At 63.3% G+C, this 21,880-nt stretch carries 19 protein-coding genes; 8 read left to right on the forward strand and 11 right to left on the reverse strand.

Going from position 1 to position 21,880, the window contains the following annotated elements; all coding sequences use genetic code 11:
- The first annotated feature begins 44 nt into the window (after positions 1–44).
- From KIT79_03990 to KIT79_04000, 3 genes are all read left to right on the forward strand, one after another.
- Entirely contained in the window at positions 45–947 is a 903-nt protein-coding gene (locus KIT79_03990) for a glycosyltransferase family 2 protein (protein ID MCW5828458.1), read from the forward strand.
- 173 nt (positions 948–1,120) lie between these two features.
- Positions 1,121–1,459: an acyltransferase gene (locus KIT79_03995; GenBank protein MCW5828459.1), complete on the forward strand. Its 339-nt coding sequence runs from the start codon at positions 1,121–1,123 to the stop codon at positions 1,457–1,459.
- Positions 1,456–2,016 carry a hypothetical protein gene (locus tag KIT79_04000; protein ID MCW5828460.1) on the forward strand — a complete coding sequence of 187 codons (561 nt, stop codon included), beginning with the start codon at positions 1,456–1,458 and terminating at the stop codon, positions 2,014–2,016. Before KIT79_03995 ends, KIT79_04000 begins: the two co-directional genes overlap by 4 nt.
- Before the next feature lie 3 nt (positions 2,017–2,019).
- On the opposite strand, the gene KIT79_04005 is transcribed toward KIT79_04000, so the two are convergent.
- The 4 genes from KIT79_04005 to KIT79_04020 are packed head-to-tail and all read right to left on the reverse strand — an operon-like array spanning position 2,020 to position 5,699.
- Positions 2,020–3,234, reverse strand: coding sequence for a class I SAM-dependent RNA methyltransferase (locus tag KIT79_04005; GenBank protein ID MCW5828461.1), 1,215 nt, complete (start codon positions 3,232–3,234; stop codon positions 2,020–2,022).
- Positions 3,231–3,911, reverse strand: a complete 681-nt coding sequence (locus KIT79_04010; protein ID MCW5828462.1) for an HAD family hydrolase — start codon at positions 3,909–3,911, stop codon at positions 3,231–3,233. The genes KIT79_04005 and KIT79_04010 overlap by 4 nt, the downstream gene beginning before the upstream one ends.
- A 34-nt stretch (positions 3,912–3,945) precedes the next feature.
- Positions 3,946–4,821: an RluA family pseudouridine synthase gene (locus tag KIT79_04015; protein MCW5828463.1), complete on the reverse strand. Its 876-nt coding sequence runs from the start codon at positions 4,819–4,821 to the stop codon at positions 3,946–3,948.
- On the reverse strand, positions 4,818–5,699 hold the full coding sequence (locus KIT79_04020) for a hypothetical protein (protein ID MCW5828464.1): 882 nt from the start codon (positions 5,697–5,699) through the stop codon (positions 4,818–4,820). Before KIT79_04020 ends, KIT79_04015 begins: the two co-directional genes overlap by 4 nt.
- 112 nt (positions 5,700–5,811) lie before the next feature.
- Between KIT79_04020 and KIT79_04025 the strand changes: the two genes are divergently transcribed.
- Entirely contained in the window at positions 5,812–7,938 is a 2,127-nt protein-coding gene (locus KIT79_04025; GenBank protein ID MCW5828465.1) for a tetratricopeptide repeat protein, read from the forward strand.
- A gap of 4 nt (positions 7,939–7,942) precedes the next feature.
- Here KIT79_04025 and KIT79_04030 read toward each other — a convergent pair whose 3' ends face one another.
- Together KIT79_04030 and KIT79_04035 are read right to left on the reverse strand one after the other, a co-directional pair.
- Entirely contained in the window at positions 7,943–9,196 is a 1,254-nt protein-coding gene (locus tag KIT79_04030; GenBank protein MCW5828466.1) for an endonuclease/exonuclease/phosphatase family protein, read from the reverse strand.
- 12 nt (positions 9,197–9,208) lie between these two features.
- Entirely contained in the window at positions 9,209–10,555 is a 1,347-nt protein-coding gene (locus tag KIT79_04035; GenBank protein ID MCW5828467.1) for a M20/M25/M40 family metallo-hydrolase, read from the reverse strand.
- A 105-nt stretch (positions 10,556–10,660) separates the two neighbouring features.
- Here KIT79_04035 and KIT79_04040 point away from each other — a divergent pair, with 105 nt between their 5' ends.
- Both KIT79_04040 and KIT79_04045 read left to right on the forward strand, forming a co-directional pair.
- Positions 10,661–12,259 carry an aldehyde dehydrogenase family protein gene (locus KIT79_04040; GenBank protein MCW5828468.1) on the forward strand — a complete coding sequence of 533 codons (1,599 nt, stop codon included), beginning with the start codon at positions 10,661–10,663 and terminating at the stop codon, positions 12,257–12,259.
- A gap of 205 nt (positions 12,260–12,464) precedes the next feature.
- Positions 12,465–12,896 carry an Rrf2 family transcriptional regulator gene (locus tag KIT79_04045; GenBank protein ID MCW5828469.1) on the forward strand — a complete coding sequence of 144 codons (432 nt, stop codon included), beginning with the start codon at positions 12,465–12,467 and terminating at the stop codon, positions 12,894–12,896.
- Between the two features lie 17 nt (positions 12,897–12,913).
- Here KIT79_04045 and KIT79_04050 read toward each other — a convergent pair whose 3' ends face one another.
- Complete coding sequence (locus KIT79_04050; GenBank protein MCW5828470.1) at positions 12,914–14,251, reverse strand: hypothetical protein; 1,338 nt, start codon at positions 14,249–14,251, stop codon at positions 12,914–12,916.
- A gap of 147 nt (positions 14,252–14,398) precedes the next feature.
- Here KIT79_04050 and KIT79_04055 point away from each other — a divergent pair, with 147 nt between their 5' ends.
- Entirely contained in the window at positions 14,399–15,340 is a 942-nt protein-coding gene (locus KIT79_04055; GenBank protein MCW5828471.1) for a 2-dehydropantoate 2-reductase, read from the forward strand.
- A gap of 43 nt (positions 15,341–15,383) precedes the next feature.
- Here KIT79_04055 and KIT79_04060 read toward each other — a convergent pair whose 3' ends face one another.
- The gene (locus tag KIT79_04060; protein ID MCW5828472.1) at positions 15,384–15,809 is read right to left on the reverse strand and encodes a PilZ domain-containing protein; all 426 of its coding nucleotides are present in this window, start codon (positions 15,807–15,809) and stop codon (positions 15,384–15,386) included.
- Positions 15,810–16,002: 193 nt separating this feature from the next.
- Here KIT79_04060 and KIT79_04065 point away from each other — a divergent pair, with 193 nt between their 5' ends.
- Entirely contained in the window at positions 16,003–16,998 is a 996-nt protein-coding gene (locus KIT79_04065) for a hypothetical protein (GenBank protein MCW5828473.1), read from the forward strand.
- Between the two features lie 7 nt (positions 16,999–17,005).
- Here the strand turns inward: KIT79_04065 and KIT79_04070 are convergent, their stop codons facing one another.
- From KIT79_04070 to KIT79_04080, 3 genes are all read right to left on the reverse strand, one after another.
- Positions 17,006–17,635 (reverse strand): phosphoribosylglycinamide formyltransferase, encoded by a 630-nt coding sequence (locus tag KIT79_04070; protein MCW5828474.1) that lies wholly within the window; start codon positions 17,633–17,635, stop codon positions 17,006–17,008.
- Positions 17,629–18,672: a phosphoribosylformylglycinamidine cyclo-ligase gene (gene purM / locus KIT79_04075; protein MCW5828475.1), complete on the reverse strand. Its 1,044-nt coding sequence runs from the start codon at positions 18,670–18,672 to the stop codon at positions 17,629–17,631. Before purM ends, KIT79_04070 begins: the two co-directional genes overlap by 7 nt.
- A 68-nt stretch (positions 18,673–18,740) precedes the next feature.
- Complete coding sequence (locus tag KIT79_04080) at positions 18,741–21,815, reverse strand: thrombospondin type 3 repeat-containing protein (protein ID MCW5828476.1); 3,075 nt, start codon at positions 21,813–21,815, stop codon at positions 18,741–18,743.
- Positions 21,816–21,880 lie beyond the last annotated feature (65 nt).

Raw genomic sequence — 21,880 nt, forward strand, 5'->3', positions numbered from 1 at the left:
GCTGTCTCTCCGCCGTCCGCCCTGTGTTAACATGGTTGAACCCGATGCCGAATTCCAGCCGCCATACCATCCCGGCCGAAAGTCTCACGATCGTCATACCAGCCCGGGACGAGGCCCCGCATATCGGCCGCCTGGTGGCCGAAATCCGCGGCCGGTTTCCCGAAGCCGAGATCGTCGTGGTCGATGACGGCTCGGCCGACGAAACGGGCACACTCGCCGCCGGCGCCGGGGCCTCCGTGCTCCGGCACCCGTACCCCTTGGGCAACGGCGCGGCCGTGCGAAGGGGAATCCGCGCATCGCGCCGGGAGTGGGTGCTGCTCATGGATGGAGACGGGCAGCACCGGCCGGACGAGATCGGGAGGCTTCTGGATGGCGCGGAGGAGTATGTGCTCACGGTCGGGGCGAGAAATTACCAGGGCCAGACGGCGCTCCGCGCGTTCGGGAACCGCATTTTCAACCTGCTGGCCACCTACGTGAGCGGTGTCCCCGTGCGTGACCTTACCAGCGGCATGCGTCTGTATCGCCGCCGGGCGGTCGCCACCCTCCTGCCCCTGTTTCCGAACGGGTTTTCCTCGCCCGCCACCGGAACGCTGGGGATCCTGCGATCGGGACTGCCCGTCAGGTTCGTGCCGGTACAAACTGGCCCCGGCGAGCGTCCGTCCCATCTGAACCCGTGGGCCGAAGGCGTCCGCTTCCTCATGATCATCTTCCGGATCGCCACGCTCTATTCGCCGCTCAAGGTGTTCCTCCCGCTTGCCTCACTCCTGTTTTTCGGGGGCGGGCTGTACCTGGGCTGGAGCCTCATGCGTCACCAGACGTTCCCGCCAGCCGCGCTGTTCACGCTGACTTCTGCCGTGCTGATCCTGGGGCTTGGAATGCTGTCGGAGCAGATCAGCCAGCTGCGGTTCAGCCGGGCGCTGGAAACCGGCGACGAGGAGATCCGGTGATGGGCGATTCCAGGCCAGATCCCCTGACCGGAACGATCCCCCGCAGCGAGAAGATGCGGGGCCCCGTGGGGCTGGCCGCGGGCGGGATAAAGCGGGTGCTCCACATGCTCACCCGCGAGCTGCCCCTGCCCCCGACCACGCGGGCTGCGCTTCACCGTCTGAGAGGGGTGAAGGTGGGAAAAAATGTCTTCATCGGCGCCGAGGTGTTCATCGACGACGCCGAACCGGAAGCGGTGGCCATCGAGGACGATGTGGTCATCCTGGTCCGCTCGACACTGCTTGGGCACGCCTACTACCCGTACCGGTTCCGGCCGTGGATCGAGGAAGCCAGGAACCGCCGGGGAATCGTGATCCGGAAGGGAGCCTATCTTGGCGCCTGCGTCACGGTCCTCCCCGGTGTCGAGATCGGCGAGGGCGCGATGGTCGCCGCCGGGTCGGTCGTCACGCAGGACGTTCCATCACGTACCCTCGTTGCCGGTGTCCCGGCCCGTGTGATACGCGAACTCGCGTGAACGAGCCGCACCATTCAGCACCCCACAATCCCCGGACGACCCTGAGAAATCCCTGGCTTCTCATGCCCCTTGTCCTGCTGGTGGCAGCCGTCATCGGCTTCCGCCTTACCGTCAGCCGCGAAAAAACCGTCGGCTTCATGTACAAGCCGGTCAACCCGGCCATCTTCGCCCATGTGGAAGTCCCCGCGACCGGCCTGTCCGGAACCTGGTACGATACGCGGCGGTGGCTGGGCACAGGCGATGAAGGCCGTCATACCTTCTGGTCCAAGGCGCACCGGTATCATCTGTTCTTCAGCCGGACCAGCGAAACAGTGGAGCAGTGGATCAAGCGGACCGACGAAACCCGCGAGCTGTTCCGCAGCGGAAAGGACGTCGGGCTTCCGCACGACAATCCCTGCATTCTTTCCGCCGCCGCCATCCAGGCACGCCCCCGTCCGAAGGTGGACGGCATCATGGCAAACCTGTTCATCCGGGGCGGCGTGGAGATCGAGGTGAGCGGCAATCTCGGTCCGCCGGAACTTGCCGAACTGGTCAGCTCCATCCGCTGCGGCGAATAGAGGTCAGTTCCGCTCCAGCACCGTGACCGACTCGATGTGGGCGGTCATCGGGAACTGGTCGAACAGCCCGCACGAAACGATCCGGTACGAACCGGTTTCCAGCACCGGCCTCAGGTCACGCGCCAGCGTTGCCGGGTGGCAGGACACATAACCGATCCGCTCCGGCTTCAGGTGGCTGACGAACGCCGGCAACGCTTCGCAGCCATCCCACGGCGGGTCCAGCACCAGAAGGCCCGCGGGCCCGGTCCGGGGCGCAAGGTCTGCCGACACCGCAGCCGGAAATACCTTCACGTTCAGCAGATGCAGCCGCTGGAGGTTATCCTTCAGCTGGGCGAGAGCGGCCGCGTCGGTTTCCACCGCATCCACCCAGGCGGCTTTTCTGGCCAGTCCCGCCGTGAAGGTGCCGATACCGGCAAACAGTTCGACCACACGGGTCTTGCGGTCCTTCACCAGCCCGTCAATGCGGGAGGCGATCTCGCGGGCAACGGCCGGATTGGCCTGCGAGAATGCGAGCGGCGACAGTCCGATTTCCAGATCCGAAGCCGTACGGAACCGGACCGGCTCGGCGGGACGCCGTATCCACCGGGTTCCTCCGCGGCGGTCCTCGAAAATGGCCTCCACGTCGCCGGTACCCCGGTCACCGGCCAGCAGAACCAGCTCGCCCGGTTCGGGCTCGATGAGGTGCCGGTCGCGGATCTCCCGCAGCAGACGGTTCACGGCGGGAGCAGCCACGGGACAGGAGTCTATTTCGAGAAGCTGCCGGGAATGGCGCCTGCGGAGCCCGATGAGTGGCCGCCCCCCTGCCCGCACGACGCCGAGCCGGAGCCGGTGACGATAGCCGAGCGGTTCCGGAGAGCGGTGAAATTCCACTTCCGGGAGATGACCGCCAATTCCATGCTGCTGGAATGCGCGCCGGAACAGATCCAGCTTGACCCGGACCTGCGCCGCAACAGACAGGAACTGGAAGTCGCATCCGCCACAGGCATCTGCATGAGGGCACGGCGGCTCCACGCGGTCCGGACCCGGCACGGCCACAGCGGCAATCTCCGCCTCCAGGTGGCTCTTTCGTTCATCCGTGATGCGGACACTGAGCCGGTCCCCCGGCGTTCCATTGGGCACATGGACCGTACGGCCATCGGCCAGGCGGCCAAATGCCTCGCCGGAGTGGAGCATCCCCTCGATGACGAGTTCGACCGGTCCGTCAGGTTCCGCCATCATTTCGGCACCGGCCACGCCTCGCCGGGCCGGGCGAACTTCATCAGCGCCCAGCCGCGCTTCACCGCTTCGCGGAACAGGAACGGATCGGCGTTCACCGCAACGGGGTGCCCCACCGCCTCCAGCGCGGTGATATCGGAAAGCGAATCGCTGTAGAAAAACGACGAGAGCAGGTTGATCCCTTCCTCCCGGGCAAACTGTTCCATCTGGCTCCGCTTGCCGTCGCCATAACACATGGGCGGAATGATCCGCCCGGTGAACCGGCCGTCCGCGCCCACTTCCAGCCGCGTGCAGAGATAGCCGTCCAGTTCCAGCCACCGGCAAACGGGTGCGCAGACGTAAGGTGTCGATGCCGACAGCAGGTAGATTTTATCGCCCCGGCGGCGGTGCCAGCGGACCTGCTCCATCGCATCGGCCGATATCCGGGGGCGAACATAGTCATCGAACCACTGGTCACACTCGTCGATGAACTCCTGCTCGACGTGTCCCCTGACCATCTGGAGGGCCCGGGCGGCGGTCTTTTCAGGATCCAGCAGCGCCAGCTTGTGCAGAACCAGGGTGTAGGCAGTCAGCGCCAGGTCGGCCGCCGAAAAGCGGCCCGATTCGAACATGGCCTTGGCCCACAGGCGGCCGGAATTATCGCACAGGAGCGTGTCGTCGAGATCAAAGAATGCGGCCATGAACGGTAGTCCTGCTTCCTCTCCGGGCCTGTTGTTATCCCGAACCGTCCGGTCTCTCAAGCGGCGGAACAGTGACATCGAAACGGTCCAGTTCCGGCTTCCAGGCAGCGGGGACCGGCGCGTGGGCCAGCACCGGCCGGCCCTCCCATTCAAATCTGATCCAGCAGGCGTGCAGCAGCAGCCGGGCCGCCTTCACGCCGCCACCGGCCGTATCCCCGGCGACCGGCGAGCCTTCACTGGCAAGATGCCGCCGTATCTGCCGCGTCCGGCCGGTTTCCAGTTCCAGAACCAGCGCCGCCGCCCGGGGGGACCGCGAAAGGACACGGGCATGTGTCACGGCGGGACGGCCATCAAGCGGCATTTCGACTGTCTTCAGGCTCCAGGCGGGCGGCGGCGAGACAACTCCCACATAATACCGCCGGATTTCGTGACTGCCGAACATCCGGTTGAGGACAGCCTGTGCCTTCTGGTGACGGGCCACCACCAGAAGGCCGCTGGTGGCGGCGTCAAGGCGATGGGTAATGAGACCGCCACCCGGAATCCCCTTTTCCAGCCAGCCGGATACGGTGCCGGAGACGCCGGAACGTGTCGGCTCCACCGGCATTCCCGCCGGCTTGTCCAGAATGATGAAATCTCCTGTTTCCAGAACCACTGCTGGCGTCTCGCTCACCACCGGAGCCAGCTCGTAGCAGACGATTTCCTGACTGGCCCGAACCGCTCGCGAGCAGATCCGGACACGGACGCGGTCCACGAAAACAGAGCCCGCCTCAGCCAGCTTGCGGGCCCGGCCACGGCTCAGGCCCGGCACTGCAGCGGCCAGCGCCCGGTCCAGCCGCTCGCCATCGAGCGATTCCGGCACCCGGAACCGGGCGAGAGGTTCACGGGTGGTAAAATCCCCGGATCCGCTCACGGAGTTACGTCGCAGGCAAGGAAGGGCAACGTGGCAACGAGACCCGGCGCAGGAAGCTGGTCCGGGTCGGACGAGTCGAACACGATGAAAAAGTTGTTGTCACCCGACTGGCCCGCGGTAAAACCGGCGGCGGCCAGTTCGCCGGAATCGAAAGTAATCGTGAAATCGCCGGTAGACCCATTGAACGAAAAGGGGGCGGCCGTTCCCGGCGGATTCGCGGGATCTATGGGTGCCGCCAGATCAGCCTCATCGACGCGGTACAGCGTGGCGTTGCCGGCAATCTCCGACGGTGTTCCGAACGAACCCGTGATACCGGTAGTGGCATTGAAGGCGCAGGCGGTGTCTATCACGCCTCCGTCACGGGCCGCATAAACGGGCGAGGTGAACCGGACTCCGTTGCGGACGGCGAGGGTAACGCGCCCTTCAGACGGAACCGGCACTCCGTCAGGTCCGACGGGGGAAAACTCGTTCGTGGCACTGAAGGTGAACACGTTGTCCGCCTCGGGCTCCATCGGCGAAAGGGCGTGCCGCAGGGGATCGGCGAGCACCAGATCAAACGCGCCGCCCGCCCCGACCACCAGCGGATAGGCTCCGGCGAGGGGAAGCGTCCCGATTCCATTTACCAGCCGGTAACTGACGATATTGTTGTCAACGCCGTTCAGCACCCGTCCCTGGATGAACAGGAGCGGCTGGGCACCGTTATTGGTCGTAATGGTGGCCCGGGCGTCGCCCTGCCGGATACCATCGTCGCCATCATCAAAGGGGGAAATGAACTGGAAAAGCGGCTCCCGGCTGCCCCCTCCCCCGCCACAGGCATTGACAGCCAGCAGTCCCGCCGCCAGCAAAACGCGCCTTGTCGATGAAAACCACCCGGCCATCCTGCCGGGCGTTGTAGGGCCGTGTCCGGCAAAAGGTCAACAGGGGCCGCCATTGGCGTGATACGCGGCATGGATTTGCGGCGGCCAAGCCCGTAGAATCCCCTCTCCATCCGTGGATACAGCGCCAGACCATACGCCTCCGGCCCCCAGGGCCCGGCTCACCCGGTTCGAGTGGCTGGGGCTCGTTGCCGCCCCGATCGCAATATTCTCGATCATGGTTTCCGTTGCCATGCTGCCGGCCGTATTCGGCGGGTTCCACTTCGATGACGCCTCGCTCATCACGGAAAACCCCCATCTCGTGAAAGAGCAGTACCTCTCCCAGTATTCCCAGCAGAACTGGTTCCGGTGGCGGCTGTACCAGTCGTTCAAGAACGACATCCGGCTTGCCGGTGGCAGTATCTCGGCCGAACTGATGCACGCCATGAATATCATCAACCACATCCAGACGGCGGTCGTCTGGGCCCTGCTGATCGGATGGGTACTGGTCCGGCTGGGACGGTCAGCGAGGGAACAGGCATTCGTCACGGCGGTATCAACCGGCATCTTCCTGGTGCATCCGATCATGAGCGAGCCGGTGGCCTACGTCGCCGGACGGGCCGATGTGCTCTCCGCCCTGTTCATGCTGACTGGAGTTCTGCTTTACTGCATCACTTTCATCACCGATGCGTCGAAACCAAAGGGTCTTGTTCTCGCGTTCGTGACGTACGGCCTTTCGATGCTGATGCTCGTCTGGGCGATCTTCACCAAGGAGTCGGCGATCATCTTCCCGGTTCTGGTCCTCGGCGTCTGGTTGCTGGCGTTCGAGAAGGCCCCGCAGAGCTTCCAGAAGATCAAATGGGGACTCGGGCTGCCCGTGCTGCTGGGGATCGGCCTGGTCGTGGCCCGGGCGGTCGTGTTCGGAACACCCGGAAACCCCGACACCGACCGGCCAGTGGACGAGACCCTGGCGACAAACGCCTGGGCCGTCATCAATTATATCTGGCTGTGGTTTGTCCCCTACGGACAGTCCCTGGACCACGACTTCACCCCGGTGGAGAGCCTCTTCACCATCCGGTTTGCCATTGCACTGACCGTTATCATTTCGCTGATGCGCCTGGCCTGGCGCTGGCGGCGGGAAGAACCCCTCTACACCTTCGGACTGTTCCTGTTTTTCCTGGGACTGGCGCCCACGACCAGCATCATTCCGATCACCGACCTGTTCGTCGAGCGGCGGATGTACGTCCCCTCGATGGGGCTTTCCCTTATCGCAGCCGTGTTTGTCTACCGGCGCATCCGCGAAGCCCGCCGGAGCGGCAATCCACGGCAGCTCCGGCGGTGGCAGCTCGCCGTTCCAGCGGTCATTGTCCTGCTGACCCTGTTTTCCCTGCGGATGGGATTCATCTGGAGTTCCGACGTATCCGTCTGGAAAAATGCGGCGAACCGGGCGCAATTCAAGCCCCGGCCCTGGCGAAACCTCGGCACCGCGTATCTTGAGGCCGGCGATCCCCATTCCGCAGTCACCGCCTTCTCCCGGCTCTTTGAGCTCGATCCAAAGAACGTGCCCGGATTCGTCAACGCGGCCGAGGCCCTCAGGCAGATGAACCAGTTTGACAACGCCTGGGACATCCTGAACCGGAACGTGCTCCTGCTGCAGCCCAACAGTGTCGAGGCCCGGATGAATCTTGCCATGATCGCCGAGCAGCGCGGCCAGCCGGAGCGGGCCCGTGCCATGCTGGAGGACGCGCTCGTCCACAACCCCGATTTCGTCCCGGCCATCGTCCGGATGGGGACGCTGGCCTATGCCGAGGGAGATTCGCACTTGGCCCGCGAACACTTCGAGCGGGCCCTGCGGCTGTCACCCAATGAAATCGTCGCCCACCGCTACCTTGCACTTATCTACTCACACGACCAGGTCGATCTGAAACGCGCCCGGGAGCATGTGGAGCAGCTGGCCCACCTGTCTGCCGGAGATCCCGCCATCCGCAGGGAACTGGCGGCCCTGATGATCCAGACCGGAGATCTGGCCGGGGGTTTCCGGATTTTCCAGGAGCTCGCCGAGGCAGATCCGGACGATGCCACATCCATGCTGGCACTCTCCCAGCTTCATGCCCGCCAGCAGAACTACATGGCCGCCTGCGCGTGGGCCATCAGGGCCGCACGGGTAGACCAGCTTGCCGCCGAGGAGTACCTGTCCTTCTGCCTCGTTCCGACTGCCCGGCAGGGAACCCAGGACAGGGACGGCGGCATGCCGCCGGGCTGACGCCCTACCACCGGATATCAGCAATGACCGGATCGTGATCGGACGCCTTGCGTCCGCCGGGACGGAACCGTTCAAGAACGAGCGGCGCGAGGGCCCCGGAGGCCGGCTCCGGACCGGCCGGCGACAGGTTGCGGCCGGAAAACCAGTCCACCTTCAACGGCGCCTTTCCGTTCCACGGTGCCAGCCTCCAGCGGAGCAGCTTCACGCCAATCAGGCCCACCTGGTCGCGGACGATATTGGCGGCTTCGGGGTCATCCACATCGTACAGGCTCGTGCTCTGCGCCAGATTGTTGAACTCCCGCCATGCGAATCCGTTCCGGACGGCCGTCTCGAAGATCTCGCGGTCATAGATTTCATACGGGGTCATGTAGCTCGGCACTGCATGGGCAAACCCGCCGCGCAGGAACTTTTTCAGCAGGTTCCATGCCAGATGGAGCGGCGACTGGAGATCATAGGTGCTGGTATTCCAGTCGCCGCCCACGATCACCGGTTTTCCGGCGCGGACCCCGTTGAGCCTTGAGAGCAGGTCATCCAGCTGGCGGGCCCTCCGCGCCGGCGAAGCCATCGAGTCCAGATGGACGGCGCCCACGGTCAGCGGACCGTGCGGGGTTCCAATGTCAGCCCAGAGAGCCTTCTTTACTCCGAACCGTTTTTCTGAGCTTCTGAACTTGTCCTTGGTCTCGTGGAGCGGAAGGTTTTCGGCGCACAGAACGGGGAAATGGGTGAGGATTGCATTGCCATGAAGGCCGAGGCTGTTTTCCTCGTCCGGCAGGTTGCCCCTTGCACCAATCACCGTCCCGTCCTTTCCCAGCATCAGGGTGTCACGGGGGTTTCCCCGGTCGAGGCAGAGGTAGTGATTTCCAAAGACGTAGTGCATCCCCATCCGCTCGGCGGCCAGACGGGCGATATTCCTCTGCCCGGAGCGGGCCATCCCGATATCAGCTTCGTTCAGTATTAAAACGTCAGCCGACTGCAGCAGTTCGTGGCCAAGGCCGCCGAAAACCGCCTCCAAACGCTTGCCTCTTTCGATATTCCACGCGGCCACCCGGACGAAAGGCCGCGAAGGCCGCCTCACCGGCTCGGGGTTCAGCCAGTATTCAATTCCATCCGCCACGCGCTCCAGCTCCAGGCCATGTGCCTTCCACAACCCGCTGGCGAGCAGGGCCTTCCTGGTCCTGAACTTACGGATTTCAGGCACCACTGGCTGGAGCCGGTGGTCCAGGTCGAATGGCTCTTTCAGCGGAATGATTCCGGGCAAGGCGGCGATCTTTCAGCTGTCGGCGAGGAAACCGGCCACCAGGTCATAGAGCACCCTCGTGCCCCAGCCGAGCCCTTCCACCGGGATGCGCTCGTCATGTCCGTGGTAGAGCCGGGAGAAAACGAGCCCCGGCGGCATCCGGACCGGCGTGAAGCCGTAGCACTTGATTCCAAGCCGGTTGTAGCAGAAGGCATCGGTAAAACCGGTGATCATGTAGGGCACCGGCAGGGCCCCGGGATCGGCGCGCTTCAGTGTGCTGACGATCGCATTGTACAGCGCAGTGCCCTGCGGGAACACGTCACCCGGAGCGTACTTGAGCACCTCGATCTCGTAGTCATCGCCAATCACCGACTTGATCTCGGCAATGAGGTCATCAGCCGTCTGGCCGGGGATGAGCCGGCCATCGAGATCAATCGATGCATGCGACGGAATCACGTTGATCTTCTTGCCGCCCTCGTAGATCGTCGGCGCGACGGTGTTGCGCAGCATTGCCCCCAGCGCCGCCGCCTGCCACGGATCCTGCCGGCCCACGATATTGAGGACCGCCCCGCCCAGTCTGCGGTTCAGTAGCTGAGGCAGCACGGCACTGCCCGGAAACTTCGTGAAGTCAGCCACCGTCCGGATGAAGTTCTCCACCACAGGGGTGTTGTGCTGCGGAAGCCGGACCGCCCCCAGTTTCGCCACGGCCGCGGCGAGCTTCACCGTTGCCATGTGGGAATGGGGCATGGAGCCATGCCCCGGCTCGCCCCGGGCGTGAAGGCGCATCCAGCAGATGCCCTTTTCGGACACCTGAATCGGGTAGATGGTCCCCCGGTCCAGATGCATCGTGAAACCGCCCACCTCGGTGATGCAGTATTCGGCATCGATCTTCTCCGGATGCTTCTGCACCAGGAAGTCCGAGCCCAGCTCGGAACCGGCCTCCTCGTCGGCAACGCAGACAAGCTTCAGGTCGCGCCCGATCCTCACCCCCTCGCGCTTGAGGAGCAGCATCACCATGAGCTGCATGGCAGCCATGTTTTTCATGTCGATGGCGCCGCGGCCCCAGATGAACCCGTCGTGGATTTCGCCACCAAACGGATCGTGGGTCCACATCTCCGGGTCCACCGCCACAACATCGAGATGGGCCGACAGCATCAGCGGCTTTCCGTGCCGGCCGGTGCCGGGGAGCGTGGCAACGAGATTCGCCCGTTCCGGCGCCGATTCGATGATTTCCGGCCGGATTCCCTCTGATTCCAGCACACTGGCCACATAGCGGGCAGCGGCCAGCTCGTTGCCGGGCGGGTTCACCGTATTGATCCGGATGAGATTCCGGAGGTGCTCCACCACTTCGTCCTGCGCCCTGTTCCAGTCTATCGCCATAGGCGGGAAAGCCTACCACCGGGGCCGCTGGCCCGCCAGCCGGATGCGGGTTACCCTCTTCCCGGTTTCACGGAACAACCACAAGTCAGCAGAGGGCGGAGAGTCATGGGTGCATCCAGGGAGATACTTGCCGAGGCAAAGCAGCGCGGGAAACTGCGGTCAGTCGATCCGGCCACCCTCGAAACCATCGCCGAACTGGACATCGCCACCGGCGCGCAGGTGGGTGAAGCCGTAGGCCGCGCCCGCGAAGCCGCCGCCACATGGAGTGCGACGACATTCGCCCAGCGGGCCCGGCACCTGAAAAACGTACAGGCCTGGGTAGTGGCCCACATGGACGAGATCGCCGAGACGATCTCCAGGGAAAACGGCAAGCCGCTGGTCGAGGCGATTTCGGCCGACGTGATGCCGTTCGTGGATCTTGTCAGCTGGCTGCTCAGCGATGCCGCCGAGATACTCCGGCCCGAGGAAATTGCCCTCGACTGGAAGTGGACCGGACGGCTTTCCTACATCGAGTGGCAGCCCCGTGGTGTCATCGGGATCATCGCGCCGTGGAATTTTCCGTTCAATATACCGGCTGGCCAGACGGCGATGGCCCTGATGGCAGGCAACACCGTCGTCCTGAAGCCGTCGGAATACACGCCCGTCACCGGCGAATGGGTGGCCCGCGCCTTCAACGAGGCCGGACTCCCCAGGGACGTGGTTCAGGCCATGTCGGGCGATGGCAGCACCGGAGCCGCGCTGGTCGAAGCGGGCGTGAATCTCATCTGCTTCACAGGATCAGTCCCGACCGGCAAGAAGATCATGGCAGCGGCAGCCGGCCGGCTGACTCCCGTCTGTCTCGAACTCGGCGGCAAGGCACCGATGATCGTTTGCAGGGATGCCAACATCGAGGTTGCATCGAGTGCGGCCGTCTGGGGAGCGTTCACCAATTCCGGACAGGTCTGCGCATCGGTGGAACGGCTCTACATACACGAAAGCATCTACCAGCCGTTTCTGGACAAGGTGGTCGAGAAAACGAAACAGCTCCGGCAGGGGCCGTCACTTCCGGCCCAGGACAATGACGTGGGCCCCATGTGCACGCTGGAGGGACTGGAACGGGCCGAGCGGCAGGTGCGTGACGCACGGGAAATGGGTGCGGAGATCCTCACGGGGGGCCAGCGCCATCCAGAGCACAAGGGGTGGTTTTTCCAGCCGACGGTACTCGCCAGCGTCGATCACCGGTTCGAGTGTGTTAGTGCCGAAACCTTCGGTCCGTTATTGCCCGTCATGAAGTTTCATGACGAGGAGGAGGTGGTCCGTCTCGCCAACGACTCAACCGTCGGTCTCACGGCCAGCATCTGGTCGAAAGATCTCGACAGGGCGCGGATGCTCGCTTCGCGCATCGAGGCGGGCACGGTAATGGTCAATGCCAACGTCTATACCTATGCGGTTCCCCAGACCCCCTGGGGCGGACCCAAGGAGTCCGGCATCGGCCGCACCCACGGGGCACTCGGTCTCAAGGAGATGTGCGAGCCACATCACATCCATGTGAACCGGACGCACTTCCTGAAGGAACCGTTCTGGTTCCGCTACTCCCCCCAGCACGCCGGACTGTTCAAGAGTGCGGTCCGGATGCTGTGGGGTTCCGGGCTGGGTGCCCGACTGAAGGCTCTCGAAGGCCTTCTGGGTGGTATCCGGAAGCTTCCGCCCGGAAACCAGATCTGACAGTTGTCATATGGGCCGCGGAATAATCGCCATCCACTGACCGAGGTCAGTTTCCGCGTCCCGGAACCGCTCTACCGTGGACTCCAGAGACCGGGCTGAACTTGGTCATGTGGAGGACACGGAAATGGGAACCGGTTTTCAGGCAGGAATACTGCACCCCCAGCTCCCGGATCCTTCCAGCATCACGGGCCCGCGGAGAGCGATTGTGAGACTGACCCGACACGGCGAATACGCCATTCGAGCTACCCTGTACCTGGCGAGTCTACCGGCCGGAAAGCTCGCCTCGATCACCGAGATTGCCTCCAAAGAGCACATTCCGCGGAACTTCCTGGCAAAAATCCTCAAGGATCTGCAGCGAGCCGGGATTCTCAAGTCATTTCCCGGTGCGGCGGGCGGTTACCGGCTCGCCCGAGATACCGGCAGCATCACTTTCAGGATGATTATCGAAGCAGGGCAGGGTGCAGGCGACGATGGGGATGATGATAACGGGCATGCCGACGCCCGCCCCATGACCCTGTCGATATTCAGCCGCTGGAGCGAGGCAAACGAGGCCTTCAACCGCATCCTTGAAAACACGCGGCTGTCAGACCTTCCCCCCTGGATCCCGCCTTCCGGAGGGGATGAAGCAAAGCACTGAAAAGCGGACTGCCCCTGCTAGTTGCGCGAAAGCACCGGTTCGTCCGCCTTCAGCGCGGAAGTCTGGATATTCACAGGCGCGTTGAATGCACGGTAGAATCCGCTGCCGCCTCCCTCGGGAAAACCCGGAAGGGCGATTGCCAGTCCCCGGACGATGTATTTGCGGGCCTTCAGGTTTTCCCAGCCGAGGAACTGGTATCCTAGTTCCGGCAGGCCGCCGGGAACCCGTTCAGGCGGACGGGTGGATATCTCCGAATCGATGAACAGCGCCGACGACTGGCCGCGCATCTCAGGATCAACCTCCACCACGCCGATCAGGTTGAGCCCAAGCCCGTTGGCCATGTACCAGGGTTCGCTGCCCATCGAGAGCGAGCGGTCGCTGTCCAGCATCTTCCCGTCAACCACAGTACCCTTCGGAACCTGCTGCGTTGAAACGGTCAGCCCTTTCAGGCTCTGGAAGTCCATCGTGACCGTCATGTCCATGGAGGCGGTGAACATCGCCGCCATCTTGGGAAAGTCATAGAGGCCCGTCACGACCAGCATCCGGTCGTAGTGCAGGCAGGTAATGGCGGCTTCGATCGGGAAGCCTGGAACCGGGGTTGCGACCGTCCTCAGCTCCCGGATAACCCGTACGGGACCGGCACGGACCCCGAGCAGCCGTGCCTCGATGTCGTTTTCGGTCACCGTCAGTGTCAGCAGGTTGCCGATGGTCTTCGCCTGGAAGCGGAACTTGAGCCGGTCCAGGATATTCTCGGTCTCGCGCCCCCGGAGATCACGGGTTTTCATCTCGTTCAGGATTGCCGGATGCGCCGAGTCCCACGCCAGCGTGAGCGAACTGCTGGTGATCCGGTCCGCTGCCGGTTCATACCTGACCATAAATTCGTCCGGCGCAAGACCCCGCTCGGCGATCAGGAAATACATAACGGCCGGTGCGTCCAGATAGTGCACCCGGGTTTCTGACCGGATCACTGTTCCCCGGACCGATGACAGCAGCGCGGCGGGACAGTCCGTGCCCCAGTCGCGAAGCATCGTCACGATCTCGTCATTTTCATCAATGATCCCGGGACTGTCGTCCCGTGCGATACCGGACCCGAAGTTCGGCACATACCGGCCAGCCGCATTGATCTCGTCTACCTGGAACGTGAGCGGCGTCAGCCTGCCCGCCTCGTTGCACCTGAATGCGGATAACTGGGTGACCGAGATCCCCAGGAGCGGCTTCAGGGCCGCGCCATTCAGGACGGCCGGAATGACTGACAGGTTGTTTTCCTGCCGGCGGGCGTGCGCCTCGCCGGCAACCGCCAGCATCAGTGCGAGCACCAGAAGCCGTATTCCCCCGCTCCCCATCATCTCCCGCATTGTCCCTGCCCTCCCCAAAATGACACCCGCATCACTATCCTGCACAAGACAGGAGCCTGTCAATAAGAATAGTAATGTCTTAATTTGTTTATTATCCATGCCGGTCTTTGCTGGCCCCCGTCCACCAGAGACGGTAGATATCCGCCCATGAAAATCACCGTGGTTGGATCAGGCGGAGTGGGCGGATACTACGGCGGGCGGCTGGCACTCGCCGGTGCAGACGTGACTTTCGTCGCCCGTGGCGCACACAAGGCAGCCATCAATGCCGGCGGCCTCCAGCTCGAACTCACTGGCGAAAACCGGACCGAGACAGTGCGCTCCCCGGCGCGGGAACTTTCCGAGCTTGCCGGACCACTCGACCTCGTTCTCTACTGCATCAAGACGACCCAGGATGCGGAGCTGCTTCCGGCGCTTGCCTCGCTCTGCGGTCCCACGACCTGGATACTCCCGCTGCAGAACGGGGTCGAGGCGGAGGAAAAGCTGAAGAAAGTCTGTCCCGGGGCGCAGATCCTTGGCGGTACCTGTTACGTGAGCGCCCTGCTGGAAGGCCCCGGCAAGGTCCGCCACTACGGGTCGGGGCTTGTGACGGCGGGCGACATCGGGATGTCGGGCAGCGGGACAGCCGGGAAGCTGGAAGCGATCCGGGATCTGTTCAACCGGGCAAAGATACCAACCAGCATTTCGGCCAATATCCGGCTGGACAAGTGGCGAAAGCTCGTCTGGAACGCGGGACTGAATCCCCTGACGGCGCTCACCAACCTGCTGGCCACCGACGTCATCACCAATCCCGACACACGCCAGCTCGCCCGCGACGGCATGATCGAATGCATCCGCGTGGCGCAGGCCCTCGATCTCCCGCTCACGGATGCGGATGCCGACCGGCACCTCGCTGGCACGGCAACGATCAAGACGGTGCCGACATCCATGCTCTCGGACCGGCGCGCCGGCAAGCCCGTGGAGATCGACGCCATTTCAGGCCCGATCATCAGGAACGGCGAAAAGCATTCGATCTCCACGCCAGTGGCCCGGATGTACCTGACCCTGCTGTCCGGCTATAACCGCTCGCTGGAGTCCGCCGGCAAACCGTAGCCAGAGGCCGGACGCAACAGGCCGGGCTATCGATGGAAGCCCGTCAGTGCGGTTCCGGAGCGGAACCTCCCGGAAACACGGCGATCTTCTTGACGATCTTTTCGAGCAGCTTCAGGCAGTCTTCATCGGCATCCACGAAATGAACACCCATGCCGGATCCGCCGGGCCCGGTCGTTTCATCACCGGTAGAAGTCCAGACAACTTCCCCCAGCACCTTCACGTGCTGGGCCTTCTGGCCCTCTGACAACTCGGGCGGCAGCCGGAACACCAGCTCCAGCTTGGTGCCAACGGCAAGCGGATGGGAGGTTTCCAGGAATATCCCAGACGAGGAAAAATCGCGGCCGTATTCCAGAAGGAAATCGTCGGCCTCGCCGCTCATCTGCCCCACCGGCCGGTGCCGGATGGGAAACGACAGCCGGTGGCGCTTGGCGCGCCGCCTCTCAACGAACATGGTCAGACGATCCGCCATCCGGCTCCTCGGTCAATGCTCCAACGGTCCCTGAGTCCAAGCCTTACGAGCCCATCGGGCGAGGTCAACCCCGGCGTCCATTTCCGGACGAACTCCTGTTCGGTAAATGACCGGATGCGAACCCCTCTGGCTTTCGCTACGCTTGGGAATGATGCAAAGACCGTTCGTTGTTTGTACGTCGCTTCTTTTGTTCATGTCCGCTGCCCGTGCAGCGGCTTCTCCACTGGAAACAGCACAGGTGCTCCGGCATCACACCGGCGCCATCCAGGAACTGATCCTCGACGAAACAGGCTCACGGATTGTTTCATCCGACTCGGCCGGATGGGTGGCTTACTGGGACACGGGCGCAAACGAGCCGCTCTGGTCGCAGAAGGCGATGGGAGTCCGGCTGACCGGCATTTCGGCCAGCGCGGATCTTGGCGAGCTTGTGGCTGGCGGCTGCGCCGAGGAGGCGGCCTTCGAGCCCTCACGCTGGCAGATCATCCGGTGGAAGATGCCCGGCGGCGACCGCCTGTCTGTGCTGGACGGATTCGCGCAGTCATTCGACCGGCTGGTGGTATCGTCCGGCCTCAGGCATGCCGCCCTGGTGGCATGCGGCCAACGGACCGGAAGCGAGTGCCTGCAACCCGATATCACCCTGCTTCAGCCACCCACCTGGCGGCCGCATGGCCAGCCGGCTGGACCACGCGAGCGGATCACGGAGCTCAGGTTCTCGCCATCCGGAAACATTCTGCTCGCCGCCGGCTGTGATGCCGTCAATCATGATCGCACCTGCTCAAGCCCGGTGATCCGGCTGATCGAGAGTTCCACGGGAGAGGAACAGACTGCCCTGAAACCCGCTGCGATCGTAAATGCGGCGGCCTTCACGGCAGACGGCAGCCAGTTCTTCACAGCGGCCAGTGACGGGAGCGTCGAGCTATGGGACATCGCAACCCGGAAAAGCCTGCGCCGGTTTCAGGGCGGCCGGGCGGCCGCAACAGCGGCGGCTGTTTCCCCCGACGGGAAACAGCTCGCCTGGGGAACCTATGACGGAGGGCTGTGGACCTGGAAGCCCGATACGGGAAAAGCACCCATCCGGACGGAAATCCGCACGGGTCCAATCCATGCGCTCGCATTTTCAGGGGATGCGACGAAACTTGCTGCCGGGGGCGCCGACCGGCTGATCCGGATTTACCGCGTCACACCCTGAGAACCGTTCAGGCCCGCTGCGGTGTGAGTATCTTCACCCGGCGTCCGTCGATCACAAGCCGTTTCTGGGCAAAAAGCCGGACGGCTTCCGGATAAATCCGGTACTCTTCCTCATGAACGCGGGTAGCCAGCGATTCAGGGGTATCGTCGTCGTAGACGGGCACTGTCGCCTGGAGAATGATCGGTCCAGTGTCGACGCCTTCATCAACGAAGTGAACCGTGCAGCCCGAATAGCGGACCCCGTAATCGATCACCTGCTCATGGATCCGTATGCCCGGAAAAGCCGGCAGCAGGGACGGATGGATGTTGATGATCCGGCGGGCGTACGCACGCAGGAACACGGGCGAGAGTACGCGCATGAACCCGGCGAGACAGATGAGGTCGGGCTGGTATTTGTCCAGCCGGGAGAGCAGTTCCTGGTCGTAGGCCTCCCGCGTGGGAAATGCCTTGTGCTCGGCGATCTCGACCGGAATGCCGACACGCCGGGCCCGTTCGATGACAAATGCCTGGGGATTGTTCGTGACCAGACAGACGATCTGAACGCCGATTTCCTTCAGGACGCTTGAATCCTGGATCGCCTGGAAATTGGACCCATAGCCGCTAGCCATGATGGCCACCTTCAGTTTTCCCTCTAGCATAGGATGAAATCCTCTTTCCCGCGGGGCCGCCGCTCCACCGTCCCGATGATCCATGCCCGTTCCCGGCGGCCCCGGAGCGACCGGACCAGGGCGCTTCCCTGCCCTTTTCTTACCACAAGGCAGTAGCCCACGCCGCAGTTGAACGTGGCCAGCATTTCCGCATCGTCGATGTCCCCGGCATTCTGCAACACCTGGAAAACCGGCGGCAACGACCACGAGCTGCGGTCAATCACGGGCCTCACGGAAGCGGGGAACTGGCGCGGCAGGTTCCCAGGCAGTCCGCCTCCGGTGATGTGCGCCATGCCACGGATGTCAAAGCGGGAGAGCAGCGGCAGCACCGTCTTCACGTAAATGCGCGTCGGCTCGATCAGTGCTTCACCGAGAGGCCGCCGGAGCGGAGCATACGTCCGGCGCAGGTCGAGTTTCCGGTCGGCGACGATCCGGCGGACCAGCGAGTATCCGTTTGAATGGACACCTGAGGAAGCGAGGGCGATAATCTCGTCCCCCGGCCGGATCCGCTGGCCGGTTACAAGCCTTTTGCGCTCGGCCACGCCGACCACAAAGCCAGCGAGGTCGTACTCCCCCGGTTTGTAAAAACCCGGCATCTCGGCGGTTTCACCGCCGAGGAGGGTGCATTGCCCCTCAAGGCAGCCCCGTGCAATGCCAGAAATAACCTGCTCGGCCGTGCCGACATCCAGTTTTCCGGTGGCGAAATAGTCGAGGAAAAACAGCGGGCGGGCACCCTGCACCAGCACATCGTTCACGCACATCGCCACCAGATCGATTCCAACCGAGCCATGCCGCTTCAGATCGAAAGCCAGCCTGAGCTTGGTGCCAACACCATCGGTGCCCGAGACGAGCACCGGCTCGCGGTACCCCTTCGGCAGCCGGAACAGTCCGCCAAATCCCCCGAGCCCGCCCATCGTTCCGGCGATGCGGGTCCGGCGGGCCAGCGGCGCGATGCGGTCTACAAGCCGGTCCCCGGCCTCGACATCCACGCCAGCCGCCCGGTACGTCAGCTTTGTCCTGGAAGTCACGGAATCAACGGCCTTTCCGGAGGACGGGACTACCTTACCCGTCCGGCGGCGGTCAATCGAAAACACCCTTACGGCGTACAGGCAGAAACCTTGCAGGTCTCGCCAAAGAAGGCCTCGCAGGCGCTCCCGATGCCGTTGCCATCGGAATCGATCTGGTCCGGGTTGGCCGTGCAGGGGCAGTTGTCCGCCGAATCGATGATCCCGTCGCAGTCGGAATCAGGCACGTTCGGATCGGTCTGGAAGCCGCCAGGCCTCAGGCCGAAATTCTCGATAACATCAGGCACGCCGTCGCCGTCGGTATCGGCCGGATCGATCACCGGAAGCGCGCAGGGCCCCGGCCCCGGTTCACATTTGCAGCCATCAACACTGTCCAGAATGCCGTCCTGGTCGGCGTCATCTAGGAAGGGATTCGGAGCATAGTAGAGCGGACAGATATCCAGATAGTCGATGACGCCGTCCCCATCAGTATCCTGAAGCGCCGGGCTGGAAGGATACGGGCGCGACAGCGAGGGCGGATCCATCGGCCGCGGCTGGATCTCCTGGTTGTCGGTAAGCCCGTCCAGATCGAAATCGCGGGAAGTGAGCGGAAGCAGCGTGAATGCCGGATCACAGGCATCACCAACGCCATCCCAGTCCGAGTCGGCCTGATTCAGGTTCGGAATCGTGGGGCAGTTGTCGATATCGTCCGGCCAGCTGTCGCCGTCGGTATCTTCCAGCAGCGGATCAGTACGGAAAACAATACCAGCCACATTCCATCCGCGCAGCTCGTCTCCATCGGATATCCCGTCCCCGTCCGTGTCGGCGAGCATCGGATTGAGCATTGTGGGCGGTGCGGGAAGCGGCGGGTCCGGATTCGTCGGGTCGAAACGGGCTATCTGGTAGGAGCGTGTGCAGGGGATCCGGAGCGCCGGGCACATGCGCCCGGCGCGGGCCTCGCCCACACAGACGGGCGGCAGCAGCCCACGGCAGGCCTCGTGCTCTGGAGTGCAGTTCCCCGGATCATTGAAACAGATATCCTCGGCCGTGTCGGCAAAGGCGAACACCTGCTGGAAGAAAATAAACCGGAGGTCATTCACGTCGCTGAAGCTGCCGTTGTGGTCCACGTCGATAGCCACTTCATTCGCGTCCGGCAGCCCGTCACCGTCGGTGTCGGATCGTGTAGGCGAAGTGCCATAGGGCACCGGCGCCGTTGGGAGACAGTCGGGTTGTCCCGCACCACCGCACTCCTCGATCACGTCAATCAGGCCGTCGCCGTCGGAATCCGGAAGCCCTGAATTGCCTCCGTACGGGCTCTGGTCCGACCCGTCCAGAATGCCGTCGCCGTCGGTATCGGGATCCAGCAGCGGGTATGTGCGCTCGCCCGAAAAAGGGACAACGACCTGCGGAATCAAGCAGCCCGGATCGACAAACACGCGGCAACCGGCGAACTGGCTGAGCCGGTCCCATTCGGCACCGTCGGTTTCTCCATCCAGGTCCGAATCGGGAGCAAAAGGGTGCGTTCCCAGTTTGCAGACCGGAACAGGGGCCGCACAGGCATTGTTTAGCTCAACCCTGAGTTCCTCGGCAGTGACCGGCGTTCCGGCAGACAGCAGAGCCTGAACCAGCGGAGGGAACCCTTCCAGCACATCCGGAATACCGTCGTTGTCGTCGTCAGGATCCGCGTTGTCGCCGATGCCGTCCAGATCGTTGTCGAACGCCTCCAGTGGATCGTACGGAAACCGGTCCTGCTCGTTCGGCACGCCGTCGCCGTCGATATCCGGATCGTCGCGGTTCGGGATACCGTCGCCATCAAAATCGGCATCCGGGTGCAGAAGCCCGCACTGGTTCAACGGGTCGGACGGGCAGGGATCGGCATTGTCACCGATGCCGTCACCGTCGGTGTCGATCGTCTCGCCTGGATCGTTGGGAAACCGGTCGCCGGACAACGGGCAGTCCGGTATCACCCGCGGATCGCCGTTCGGCCGGATGTTCGGGCAGCCGTCGTTGTCCCAGTCGTCATCGATCGAATCGGGAACGAGGTCACAGCGGCCAAGGGCGCTCGGGCAGTAGAAGTCAGGCCGCTCGGGGAGCGCACGGTCGATATCGACAGGATCGGAAATGCCGTCCCGGACGAAATCCCGGTCCAGTTCGTTCGGAATGCCGTCACCATCGATATCCGGATCGTCGCGGTTCGGTGTTCCATCACCATCGAGATCACCCAGCGGGAGCAGGTCATCGCAGATTGTCGCCGGATTGATAACAAGCGCCGTGCCGTCAATCCCGGTCGAGATTTCCACAAAACCGGAACTGGAAGGATCGTTGGCCGGATTAACACCCAGGTCATCCACCATGCCGTCCTGGTTGCCGTCAATGGGACACCGGACAATCAGGGAATCATCGAACCGGAGCAGAATGACCGGCCGGGTATCAGGATCCGGGTCCTCCGCATCAGGAATGCAGGGAGTGAGGCCCACGGCCTTGCCGCCGGGACCGTCATCGTTGCAGTCGGCGTTGTCGCCCACTCCGTCGCCGTCGGTGTCACTCCACTCGGTCTTGTCACGCGGAAAGGCGTCCAGAAAATCCGGCACACCATCGTTATCAATGTCCGCTTCGAGTATATCGGGTATCCCGTTTTCATTCGTGTCGGCCATCTGGAACGAGATGTCGAGCTCGTCACCGATCAGGTTGCCGATCTCCATCTGCCCGGAAAGCGCCGCACTGTCCGGGGCGGATGCTGTAATCGGGAAGAAATCACTTTTCTGTGTCGGGTCGAACTGGAACAGGAACATGTTGTTCCCGGCCAGCCTGGAAACGAACGAATCGGTGAGCCGCTGGTCCAGTTCCGTGACGTCTATGACCCGGTTACCCCTGAAGACCGGATAATTATCCCGCCGGGCATCGATACGCTGGAGTTTCTGCACCAGCGCGGCGTTGATCAGCGGCCCGTCAAGGATGTCGGCCACGCCGTCATTGTCATCGTCAGGGTCGGCATTGTCGCCAATACCGTCTCCATCGTTGTCGTACCATTCGTTCGGATCGAACGGGAAGGCATCAAAGGCATTCGGCACCCCGTCACCGTCGCTGTCCAGGAGCGAAACCCGCGAATTGCAGCCTGCGGCAAGAATGGCGCAGGCCAGCGCCGCCATCAGTAAGCGCACTCGCAAGACAGCACGAAACAGCCGTGCATCCGGTGTCGGAACCCAGCGCATGAGATGCAGTAAATCTATGA

The sequence above is a fragment of the Deltaproteobacteria bacterium genome, assembly GCA_026129095.1.
Taxonomy (GTDB): domain Bacteria; phylum JAGRBM01; class JAGRBM01; order JAGRBM01; family JAHCIT01; genus JAHCIT01.